At 36.1% G+C, this 12,785-nt stretch carries 8 protein-coding genes and 1 pseudogene; all 9 read left to right on the forward strand.

Going from position 1 to position 12,785, the window contains the following annotated elements:
- The first annotated feature begins 35 nt into the window (after nt 1–35).
- On the forward strand, nt 36–515 hold the full coding sequence (gene greA, locus G603_RS0107005) for a transcription elongation factor GreA (protein WP_026669758.1): 480 nt from the start codon (nt 36–38) through the stop codon (nt 513–515).
- 91 nt (nt 516–606) lie between these two features.
- Nucleotides 607–2,175 carry a lysine--tRNA ligase gene (gene lysS / locus G603_RS0107010; protein WP_026669759.1) on the forward strand — a complete coding sequence of 523 codons (1,569 nt, stop codon included), beginning with the start codon at nt 607–609 and terminating at the stop codon, nt 2,173–2,175.
- Nucleotides 2,176–2,489: 314 nt separating this feature from the next.
- Nucleotides 2,490–2,654, forward strand: a complete 165-nt coding sequence (locus tag G603_RS22295; RefSeq protein WP_155832633.1) for a hypothetical protein — start codon at nt 2,490–2,492, stop codon at nt 2,652–2,654.
- 131 nt (nt 2,655–2,785) lie between these two features.
- A pseudogene (locus tag G603_RS23290) lies at nt 2,786–3,031 on the forward strand (helicase HerA domain-containing protein); the annotation flags it as partial.
- A 481-nt stretch (nt 3,032–3,512) separates the two neighbouring features.
- Nucleotides 3,513–5,600, forward strand: a complete 2,088-nt coding sequence (locus G603_RS0107025; RefSeq protein ID WP_026669761.1) for a UvrD-helicase domain-containing protein — start codon at nt 3,513–3,515, stop codon at nt 5,598–5,600.
- Nucleotides 5,601–5,602: 2 nt separating this feature from the next.
- A complete protein-coding gene (locus tag G603_RS0107030) occupies nt 5,603–8,689 on the forward strand; it encodes an ATP-dependent helicase (RefSeq protein WP_026669762.1) in 3,087 nt (1,028 codons plus the stop codon).
- 19 nt (nt 8,690–8,708) lie between these two features.
- Nucleotides 8,709–11,429, forward strand: a complete 2,721-nt coding sequence (locus G603_RS0107035) for a hypothetical protein (RefSeq protein ID WP_026669763.1) — start codon at nt 8,709–8,711, stop codon at nt 11,427–11,429.
- Nucleotides 11,429–11,998 carry a hypothetical protein gene (locus tag G603_RS0107040; RefSeq protein ID WP_026669764.1) on the forward strand — a complete coding sequence of 190 codons (570 nt, stop codon included), beginning with the start codon at nt 11,429–11,431 and terminating at the stop codon, nt 11,996–11,998. The genes G603_RS0107035 and G603_RS0107040 overlap by 1 nt, the downstream gene beginning before the upstream one ends.
- Entirely contained in the window at nt 11,991–12,785 is a 795-nt protein-coding gene (locus G603_RS0107045) for a hypothetical protein (protein WP_026669765.1), read from the forward strand. Before G603_RS0107040 ends, G603_RS0107045 begins: the two co-directional genes overlap by 8 nt.

The following is a 12,785-nucleotide window of genomic DNA, read 5'->3' on the forward strand; positions in this document are numbered from 1 at the left end:
ATGGCGGTCCGATTTTAAGAAGGGAAGTTATAAAAATGGAAGAGAAGAAAAACATTCTTACTTACGAAGGTCTTAAAGCTTATGAAGACGAGCTTCATGAACTCAAGGTAGTAAGACGTTCAGAAGTAGCAGAGAAAATCAAAGAAGCTCGTGAGCAGGGTGACCTTTCCGAGAATGCTGAGTACGATGCAGCTAAAGATGAGCAGCGCGACATCGAGGCTCGTATCGAGGAGCTTGAGAAGATACTCAAGAACGCAGAAGTTGTTATCGATGAAGATGTTGATATCAACAAGGTTAGCGTAGGTTGTAAGGTTAAGCTTCTTGATATGGAAGTTAACGAAGAGATCGAATATAGCATCGTTGGTTCATCTGAGGCTAACAGCCTTAAGGGCAAGATCAGTAACGAGTCACCTGTAGGTAAGGCTCTTATCGGAGCAAAGGTTGGCGACATCGTTGATGCAGAGACACTTATGGGAGTTTTCCAGTACAAGGTATTAGGAATTGTTCGTAAGTAATCTGAGATGGTATTAGTGTATTGGGGACGATGTAATTTGTCCCCAATACTTTTGTAACTATAGTTTTTTTGTTTAGAAGAAGGAAAAAGAAGTGGCAGAGAATCAGCAGAATAATCAAAAGAACCAGAAGACAGAAGATATTAACCAGCTTAAGAAAGTACGTCGTGAGAAGCTTGCTGACCTTCAGGCAGCAGGTAACGATCCTTTCCAGATCGTTAAATATGATCAGACACACCACGCACAGGAAATCAGAGATAACTTCGACAAGCTTGAAGTTGTACCCGAGACAGATGCAGAGGGTAAGCAGATCACTCCTGAGCTTTCAGAGATTCCTGAGGAGAAAATCGTTTCTCTTGCAGGTCGTATGATGAGCAAGCGTGTTATGGGTAAGGCATCTTTTGCAAACCTTCAGGATAAGTCAGGCCGTATGCAGCTCTACGTTTCAAGAAATGATCTTGGTGACGATTCCTACGCTGCATTTAAGAAGATGGATATCGGCGATATCATCGGTGTTAAGGGCTTTGCTTTCAGAACTAAGACAGGTGAGATTTCTGTTCATGTTAAGGAGCTGACTCTTTTATCAAAGTCACTTCAGCCCCTTCCGGAGAAATTCCACGGACTTACAGATACAGAGATTCGTTTCAGACAGCGTTATGTTGACCTCATCATGAACGAAGAGGTTAAGGATACTTTCATCAAGAGATCACAGATCATCCAGGAGATCCGTAACTTCCTTGCTGCAAGAGACTTCATGGAAGTTGAGACACCTATGCTGGTTGAGAATGCCGGCGGTGCAGCTGCAAGACCTTTCCTCACACACTACAATGCACTTGATGAGGAGAGAAAGCTTCGTATCTCACTTGAGCTCTATCTTAAGAGACTTATCGTAGGCGGACTTGAGAGAGTATTCGAGATCGGACGTGTATTCAGAAACGAAGGTACTGATACAAGACACAATCCTGAGTTCACACTTATGGAGCTGTATCAGGCATATACAGATTATGAAGGAATGATGGAGCTCACAGAGAGCATGTTCCGTTACCTTGCTGAGAAGGTTTGCGGCACAACACAGGTTCCTTACGGTGATCATATCATCGACCTGGGTAAGCCCTTCGAGCGCCTTACAATGAACGAAGCAATCAAGAAGTATGCAGGTGTTGACTTCGATACAGTTAAGACAGATGAGGAAGCTAAAGCTATCGCTAAGGAGCATCACGTTGAATTTGAGGATCGTCACACCAAGGGTGATATCATCAATCTCTTCTTTGAGGAGTTCTGCGAGGAGAAGCTGATCCAGCCTACATTTATCATGGATCATCCTATCGCAATTTCACCTCTTACCAAGAAGAAGCCCTCAGATCCTGAGAAGGTTGAACGTTTCGAGCTCTTCATCAACACATGGGAGATGTGCAATGCATACTCAGAGCTTAACGATCCCATCGACCAGCGTGAGCGTTTCGCAGCACAGGATGCCAATGCGGCAGCAGGCGATGACGAAGCAGAGCACACAGATGAAGACTTCTTAAACGCCCTTGAGATCGGCATGCCCCCCACCGGCGGCATCGGCTACGGTATCGACAGACTTTGTATGCTGTTAACGAATAGTGCTAATATAAGGGAAGTTTTGCTCTTCCCGACGTTAAAATCGACAAAAATATGACCTTCTACGAGGCTGTCCGTGGTTCTACGGAGATAGATGGATTCAGATGGATTGACCCCTTCTGACCCGCTTTCTGAAGAACATTACGGAACTTGTCGGAAGCTCATGTAAGACTTGAAAATCAGTTCATGGAACACAACGGAATGAGTTGTACACCATGATTTGCTGCCAATAGAATACAGGCAAGATTCAAAAGAAACAGCTTTTGAATGGCGCGTAAACAGGCACTTACTTTAGTGAAAACTAGGGTAGGTGCCTTTTTTACGTTATGGGATTGAGAGTGTAACTGTAAACAAGTTTAATTGGAGGCTTAAATGGCAAGAAAAAAGGAGCTTGATGAAGCTGAGAGAAAGAAGGAGCTGCTACGGAAACTACGCAAAGGACCTGATCTTGATAAGTATGTGGATGACAAAAAGAGAAGGTACCAAACTTTGGTCGGGGAGGGATCCTGCCTTTTATTGTCAGTAACTTCCCCATGATAACACAAAAGGCATGGCATTAAATAATCTGGCGTATTATGCACTAGAATAAATAAGTCCACACCTTTAAATAAAGTGATTCAAAAACAGAATTTGGAACGCAGGTAAAGTAACAAACAACAACTAATACAGGAATAATAGGTACAATGGGAACTGGAAAAACCCAGTTTACCAAGTCACTAATAGCTCAACTATACAGAAATCAAGCGGATAATATTGAAGGAAAAGAACTAGGTATACTTATTTTTGATTATAAGGGTGATTATAACGAGAGTAATAAAACAAAAATAGGAATGGATTATGCTATGCTCGAGTTTAAATGCTCGAGTATAGCATTTTTTGTGCAACTTTTACGCTGTTATTATATGAAATGGTAATGTCATGGGCGGATTTTTGCTCAAGGTCAGTATTTGTCGGATATTGCAGACATTGATTGCTGAAACGCGGATGGTTTCTGGCAATTTTGGAACGTGCTTTTTGAACACGCATAAATGCTGTTGTTTAAAATATGTTGGTTTGTATATGTTTATCTTTTTGAAAAGAGCGATTCAGCGTAATTGCTGGGCATAAGCGAGTTGATGTTGACATTGTGCAATATGCACAAACACGGATTTTAAAAGGCTAAGAGTGAAAAAGCTGAAAATTACAGCGTTAATGGTAATATTTAAATATAATATATACAAAATGAAAGTTGTTGACTTTGCACAATGTCTTTGCTATATTCATAATTGCGTGTAAACAAAAAATGTCAGTTTTTGTGCACAATAGAATGGTTTAATTAGTGTGATAAGCTGTAGTGATGGCTTATAATATATATTAGGGCTTTGAATCAATAAACTGACTAAACGGAGAACAATAATGGAAAAAAATATTGTTATTACAGATACTTATATGTTTAGTTTGCTGAAACTAAACAATAATGAAAAAAAGCAAGCAGTCAGCACTGTTAAACAAATGAGAAGTGATATTTCAATCCCGTCATTAAGCGTTCATGCCATTGATAGAGAAAAGTGCGATCCCAAATTTAGAAGTGCACGTGTAAATAGTGATATTAGACTGATTTTCTATGTTGATGGAGAGTATTGCTTTTTACTTTATATTGACCATCACGATGATGCATATGATTGGTGCGAAGGTAAGTACTTTAAGAAGACAGATTTTGGGGCAACCTATATTTTTGACGTGTTGAAGGAAGAAAAACTATTATCAGAGTTTGGCAGCACGGAGCAATCAGTAGATTATGAAAAAAGCGTGGGTGTTTTGGAAAGCAATGGTATTTCTCAAAAAGAATTGATTAAACTGGGGATTGCGAAGATTCACGCTGAAAATTTGTTGACGATAGACAATGATGAACAATTCGTTGAATATATAGAGATTTTTCCGGAAGAGTTACAAGAAGCTTTGATGGATTTATATATGGGCGAGAAGGCTTTTGATGTAGTCTTTAATGAAATACAAGATGCAGAGATCCGAAATGAGAATCAGATAGACATAAGTCAGAGCCTGCTCCAAAAAGATACAAAGAGAAGATTCTATGTTACTCAGAGTATGGAAGAGCTTGAATATCTTATGGAGAACGAATCGTTTGATAAATGGACTATTTTTCTGCATCCCTCACAGGAAAAGTTTGCAAATATTCATGTAAATGGTCCTATGTTGGTTGAAGGGGGACCTGGAACAGGAAAAACCGTTCTTGGAATTCATAGAGCAGCATATTTGGCTCAAAATGTGTTTAAGCCAGAAGATGGAAAGAAGATTCTATTTTGTACATACAGTAAGAAACTTGCTAGATACATTTCAGACAACATAGATAAGCTGTTTTTACAGAAGGGTATTACTAATAATGTTGAAGTTGTGGGTGTGGACTCTTTTATTTCTCAGCAACTAGGAGCTAATACACTTGCAGTTTCAATGGAGAAATTCGAAGGACTTGCCAAATATGTATATAGTACGCAGAGGTGGAAATATCCTTATAACTTTTATATGTATGAGTATTACCAAGTTATAGAACGTTATGGAATAGTTACGTTGGATCAGTATTTAAATGCCGACAGAACGGGTATGGGAGTTGGATTAAATGAAAACAATAGGAAAGGAGTTTGGGAGTTCTTTAGAAAACTATTTGAGGAGCAGAGAAAAAGAGGCATAGCAACTTTTGTTAATAGGGCTGAAAAGCTTCTGTATTTAACTGAAAAAGGTGAACTTAAACCTGCTTACGATGCTGTAATAATTGATGAGGCACAGGATTTGGAGCCATGTAAACTCCGGGCTATCATTTCATGCGTTAAAACTGGACCAGATTCAGTAATGATATTGGCAGATGATAACCAAAGAATATTTAATCTTAGATCATGGCGTAGTGATGTGGGAATAAATGTTGTTGGTCGTACGCACTATTTGTATTTGAATTATCGAACAACTAAAGAAATTAGCGATTATGCTACTGCAGTTTTGTTCAAAGGTGGAGATAAAAATGACTATATGAAAAACTATAAATCGATAGTCAAAGGGAATGATCCTATAGTTCAGGGATATAGAGATGAATCCAAAGAACGTGAAGCAATAGTTGCTACTATTTCAGGATTGATTCAAAGAGGAACAGAACCAAACCAGATTTGTGTTGTTTTTCCTAATACTAATGAATTGAGTAAGTTTGAAAGCGTTCTGGATAAGCACAATATTGAGCACTTGTTTTTGAAAGAAGACATAATCCCTCAAGATTCAACTGGGGTATGTTTGTGCAATGTTAACGGAATAAAGGGCTTAGAGTTTAGGGTGGTCATTATTTCTGCTGCGGATAAATATGGAAACTGGATAACTAATAAATTTGACGATATTGGTGATCCGGATGCGAAATTACGTTATTTGAAACAGGTTGATTGTGCGAGGTTTGTAGCAGCAACTAGAGCTAGAGATGAATTATATGTAACTTATACAGAGGGATAAAAATGGTTTTTCCTAAATTTGATTTTCATGGTAATTCTAAAGGCGAAGATGATATATGGTCGAAGATGAAGGTGTATTTGCCTGAAAACTATGTATCTTTCCACAATTATTGCCTGGATTCACAAGAAGTAGATTGGATTCTTTTGGTTCCAGATTTTGGCGTGCTTATAATTGAGATCAAGGCTTTTCTGCCTGATTCTATCTTATATGCGATTGATAATTCAAATATTCTATTAAGTAATGGAAACATGGAGTTTTCTCCATATAAACAGGCTAAACGATACTGGACCAAATTGTTATCAATGACAGAGAGCGATAGCTTGTTGTCAAAGGTTTATGTCGCTAAAGCAGTATGCTATCCGTACCTCACGCGTCAAGATGTTGCTGAAAAAAAGTTAACAAGAATTTGTGCAGATAAGCTGATTATTACAAAGGAAGACTTAAAAAGTTTTGATGAATTATCTGCAAGATTAACGACGATTTTTGAAACAACATATGAAGTAAAAATTCCAGGGGCTTTGGATTATGGCTTTGATAATGAGATAAAGAAGGCTTTTGCAAATTTTATTTCGGATGGTTGTATGGACGAATGCTCTACAGAACAGGCAGATGAGGAATTTATTGCTGAATCAGACTATTCAATTCTATATGTAAGGACGGATAAGTTGCCTGAGGACGCTTTAGATTATCTCTTTGAATCATGGAAAAGGGGTACTAAGGTCTTTTTCTTTTCTAGGATACAAGATGATATTGAGTACCTTAAGAAAAAAATTAAAGAATACATTGATGACATAGGAGAATCGGAAAGACTAGTATCAAAAACAGATATTTTTAACTTTTATTTTGGGTGCTCTAAAGAAATAGAAGAAGATTTTGAAATAGTTAATGGCGATAATTTAGAGTACTTTTGGGAAAAGTTGGAACACCTTGGAAGTATAGTCCCGTTTAATGCGGAGCAATATAGGGTAGAGCACATTAACGAAGAAGATATTATTGTAAAGGCTGGTGCAGGAACAGGCAAAACATATTTGCTGGTTTCGCGAATAGCTTATTTGTGTTGGAAAAAGAAGTATGACGAGAATGATATATTAAACAAATTAATTCTGATTACATTTACCAATGATGCTACAGATGAAATGAAGGCTAGATTGGAGGCATATTATAGCAAGCTTTTTGCGCTTACGTATAGCCCATTATATTTCAAATATGTTGAAAGCATTGAGAATATGCGGATTAGTACAATTGATTCATTAAGTCTGAGCATAATAAAATTATATGCGTATTATCTGGGATTGGGTACAGAATTATCTATATCAAATGCAACGCTTATAAAGAGAGATGCAATAAGAAAGCTTATTAATACTGTAATTGAGAAAAATGGCAGTACTAATTTATTAGATAGCTATCAATTACAGAAGATAATAAAAGACATCATAGATAAATTTGAGAATAGAAATGTTGACCTTAAAACTAATAGCAAAATATATTTTGGTGAAGATGTTTTAGGCGATAACGAGATTACAGATTACCTAATGGCAATACCGGAAACGGTTGAGAGTATTGAGGTAGAATGCGAAAAGCGAAACAAGATTACCACGGGCCATATTATTGTTTATTTGCATAGACTTGCATCAATGATGGATAGTGGTGTTATCACGCCTAAGAAGTCATTGGATGTTGAACATGTCTTCATCGATGAGTTTCAGGATACAGATGATACGCAGATCCAATTGGTTGCGCTATTTAAAAAGTTTTTTAAATTCGATCTTTTTGTTGTAGGAGATGTGAAACAAAGTATCTATAGGTTCAGAGGTGCAGATGATGATAAAGCATTTACCACTCTAGTAGAAAAATTGGGGTATACAATAAAAGAGTACCCTTTAAAGAAGAACTACCGCACAAATAGCCAATTGCTTGAATATATGGATGGTGTATTCGAGAAGATGTCAGCGAAAAAACTATTGAAGTATTCTGGGGACGATAAATTAGTAGGTGTAATCAATCCGCAAATTCCTGCCAGTGTTGTCGGTATAAACGTTGTTTCCGAAGAGGAAAGGGAACAAAAAATTATCGATGTGATAAGGAAATTTGAGCAGGAATATTCTCAAAAGGAAGGCCCAAAGGAAGAGGAAAAGAAAAAGGAAAAGAAATTAGGTATTCTTGTTAGAAGAAGATCTGAGATACTGAAGCTAAGAGAGATTTGCGCAAAAAATGGAATAAAGAATATTGATATTGATATTGGAGGAAAGCTATATAAATCTGAAGCTGCGATAGATTTATATAAATTGCTTTTGGCACTTCGTGATTGTGGTGATGAAGCATCCATTTATAATTTATATTCAACCAATTATGTTAAAGACTGTTTGGATAAAACAAAACTTATTGGTAAGCAAGGCGCTTTGATAAGCTTATTCTCTAATGACTTACCAAGCTCTTTGAGCAAATGGGGAGAATATCTGGAACGCTTAAAACTGGAGCCAATTCTTAAAGTTTTGAAGGAAGTAACAGAAGATGTTAAACCGTGGAACATATATGCCATCAAATCGGAAGCACCTGAAGAAGAGGTTGAGAAATATGCGCTTGATTATAAAGCGAACCTTGATAAGTTATTTGAAAAAATAGCCATTGAATTTGAAGGAGATTATTTGACTTTAAATTCTCTAATTGATTATCTGTCCATAATGATTAAAACGGAACAAGAGGAAGAAGAACGCTCAACTACAGAGGAATCAATGATCCAGTGTAGAACAGTTCATAGGGCCAAAGGTAAAGAGTATGATTGGGTATTTATGCCATTTAGTGATATACAGATTACTGGAGGTGGGAGCGGTAGTAAGTCGGATTATATTATTGATGAATACGGATTTGGTTACCGCATAGTTTTGAGTATGGACAAGGAAACACATAAAGTGGATTCCATTTCTAATTCTTTTTATGAGAATAGAAAGAAGATAGAAAGAAATGATCAAAGCTGTGAAGAGGCGAGGATACTTTATGTCGCTATTACTAGGGCAAAAGAAAGTATTATTTTTGTAAAGAAGATATCTGAAAAGAAATCTAAAGACTTAAAGTGGCAAGATTTGATGTGATGGAGGCAATGACAGCTTCATGGAAAGCGAAGTAATGTTTAATTGGAATAACCCACCAAGAGTAATTACATATTCTGATCCTAAGCGCATTTTTGACAAGGTAGACCGCTCTTTGATCAAGAAATATCCACATGTTTGCGCATCAGATACATTAATGCAAGGTCTTGAAGAAAAGTATGGAAGAGAATCATTTTCGATTATTGGTTCAGTGAGTCAGTTTATTTCTAGTATCTTCAGAGGTGGCCTCGATGATCCAAGTGACGACTTGCAATTGTATTTGAATGTTTCGAATGCAATTGATTCGATTGATGAACATGAATCACTGGCAGAACTGGGAGATTACTGTAAGAAAGCTTTCATTCATAATAAATCTCAGTTGATTGATGCAGTTAAATTGCTTGTGTTTGCTGGAGTTGATAAGGGTTTTGATAAGTACTGTCATAATGAGGAACAAGAAGTTTTTTATAATCAGGTATTTCTGGAAGTAAAAGAAGATTATGAGCGTACTATAGAAAAGGCGATAAAAAGCATCACAAAGAGTTCTATTAAGGACTCAATGACTGATGTGCTTTTGAGCGAAATAAATTATCAGCTAAACAAGAATTCTAAAGAACGAATCAAAACAAAGGAAGAAGCTTTAACATTTTTAAAGGCTCTTTGTGATGGGGATGATACAAAAATCTGGGATAAGAAAAAAGCTAATAATTTCATAAATGTACTGAATCAATTGGAAACATATGACTATGGTACATTTGTGTTCCATGGGATTTTGCGGTTTACGCCTGAGATAATAAAGACGCTAGAAGTATTAGATAGATTGGGAATTCATATTATCTTTTTGATCAACTATGTTGATAATCTAGATAGTATTTATGGAGTGTGGAAAAAGTCATATTCATGGATTACTAGTGATTTTGAAAATGTCGATTCACTTAATTTAGGAAAAGGATCAGATGTAGGAAGAAGGATTGCTGATGTATGCAGCGGCATTAGGATTAAAGACCAGTCTACTGCACAGTTTAGGGAATATCGTTATCTAACAGAATTTACTGATCGGATAAGAGATGAGTATTCTTCCGCACAGAAAAAAAATAAAAATAACACATTGGCTAGCATGGGAGTACAGTTCTATGCAGTTAAGCCAGACAATGTTAATGATATACTTAGAAATTATTTTCCAGATCAGTTCTCAGATAAACCGTTCATGGCATATCCAATTGGCCGTTTTATCAAGGGAATATATTCGATGTGGAATTTTGATGATTCCAAGATGGAAATTGATTTTAAAGAATTAAAAGAGTGTTCTGTTGTAGGGATTGGACATAATAACTCTAAGATGATTTCAGTAATTGATATGATTCAATTATATTTCAAAGGGTTAACGGATGTAGAGGCTATACTTGCGAGAGGTGAAGAGTTAAAAGCTAAGAATAAAATGATAGATGAGTGTCATGAAGAACAGTGGAGATATCTATCTTTTTATTCTTTACAAGATGCAGATATTGACGGCTTCCTTAAGTTTATATGTACGCTTAATGGCATCTCAAAAGATCTGTTTATGGGATTAGCTAAGCGAGATGTGGATTATAAAAAACATTTTAGCGATACTATGCAGCTGGTAAGTAGTGCGACAGCTGAGAATACTCTAATTAGTGAAAAAGAGTTGGAATTGATCAGCATGCTGTTGGATTGTTTGAGACTTACAGGGGACTCGGATGTCCATGGAGCATCAAGTGATCTTGAAGATGCGTTGCAATTTTATCTTTCGGCCAAGAGAAAAAAGAGCGGAAGCGATTGGATTGTTAGAGGCTTTGATCAATTAGATGGAGCACCTTTCTTGTGTGAGCGATCACATAAAACATATGAGTTTTCTTTGCTATCTATGAAAAACATGACAGCTAACGGTAATGATATTATTCCATGGCCACTTGATGAGGAAATGTTAAGCAACTGTCATGAATGTAGTATCTATCTTAGTCAAATGAAAAATATTGTGGATACAAAGAAAGACTACTTACTATTCTATCTGTTTTATGGGACCTTCTTTTCGAAAGCCGGTATTACATTTAGCTACGTTAAAGATGAAGATGATATTAAGCAACGTCCTTTTTTTGTAGTGGATATGATAAGACCAATAAAGCCGCTTAAAAGAAATGGGGAATTAGATGAAGGACAGACAGGACAGTTGGATTCTGCAGTGTCATCTCAAAATGAGAACTACAACTTAGTATTAGATAAGAGGGATGAACGATTATACTCTATTTGTTCATACAAATATTTTATTTCAAAGGTATTAGGTAGGGGTGTTAATTATCTTGATGAATACCATATCAAATATTTCATTGAGAATGAAGCTTGTTATTGGATAAGTGAAAAGTGTGAATACAGTAGAAAGAATATTGATAGAGAATTTAAGGCTTTGAGAGAAAGACTGCTGTATTGGTTTCCTTTTTTGGATGAAGCTGATTTATCTGATATTAAGAGGTTTGTTAGTGAAAAGTTTTATTTGTCTAAACCGCAGCTTGATTATATTCAGACAAAAAGAGACTTTTTGATAGCTAAATGGGAAGAAGATGGTGTAAATTACATGAACTTTAAGGCTGCTACCAAGGAGGATATCAGGAAATATCTTATGAGTAGTAGATTGGAAAATGATACTTTACCACATAAAAAGGTATGCCAGGAATGTAATTATAATCCTATTTGCATGAAGTATTACTATGATAAGGTGACAGAATAATGAAATTTCTATCTGTAGCTGTTGAAACTGGGAAAGACAGAGATTATTTATGGGGAATTGATTTGAAAACAAATCAATTTGTATATTGCGAATTGCGGGATTCTATAAAAGAAAAGCTTACGACAATAGGAGATGTTCTTGTTTTCAAAGAGGAGTATCTCAAAGGTTCACATGAGGTGAAAACCATTGATCAGATTGAAATAGAGAAAAGTAGTAGGGATACCATGATAAACATACTTAACAGCATGGCATCATATCCTGCCTGTGTTGAGCAAAACTTTGTAAAGAATAATGTATTGAAAATACGCAGGATAAATGGATTGGAAACAATTGGAAATCGTGTTGCCGCAAATGTGGATATTTGCGGTATAGAAGGACAATATAAAGCAATCATAAATGATGCTAAATGGGTGAATTTTTGGAAGAATGAATCTGATAATGATATTACCAATGAGGACCTCATTCTTGCTTTGAATGATATTAAGAATCGATTTCTGATTCTTGATTATAGGCAGCAGTTTTTTGGAAATGAATTAGTATTTTCTGGAATGGTTGTAGATTATGGCTAAGGTGAGTTTATACATTGAAAAAGACAATTATAAAGTCGTAAACGATAATACAGAGCGCTCCTACAAGGACCCATTGTTAAACAAAATTATAGTAGATTTGATTGATGGATATGTGGCGGATAATGTGATTGAAGTGAATGACATAGATCTCTTTTGGGATGATCTATCCAATTATAGATTTGAAATGTATGAAAACAGGATAGATAACGGGGTGCAGAACCCAGAGATAGCTACGCTTATGGGAACCTTTACAGAATATATAACTAATACATCTTTGGACGTCGGTTCAGCATCAAATAGAAAACTGATAACGGAAGAATTGGATGATAGAATTGCTAGGATTTTAGATGATCAGATATTTCCAGTTATGATGGCTAAAGTGCCTTCTAAAGATATTCAGCTATGTATAGAGGATAGCTTTGGAATTGTCGGGACGATAATGATAAAGCTCTTGCGGGAATATGGATACAAACTTGAAAAAATAGATAAGAAATCAGATGATCTATGCAAAAGTATAAAAGTAGAATACGAGAATAGCGTGGTTTTGGATATTAATAATGGTCAGGGAATAAGACGTGCAGTATGCAAAATCGAAAATGATGTACAACCGTTTATCTTATTCAAAGTTACCACAGTACATACAGAGTCTATAAAAGTCTTTTTCCCTTTCTTTAATGTAGGAGATCTCATTGAATTAACAGTTGAACAGGAAAATGAGTATTTTAAGTTACATGCTAAGAATGAGATGACGGGGATAAGAGTAACAAAAAAGATATGGAGTAATTAG

This window comes from Butyrivibrio sp. AE3006 (assembly GCF_000424165.1).
Lineage (GTDB): Bacteria > Bacillota > Clostridia > Lachnospirales > Lachnospiraceae > Butyrivibrio.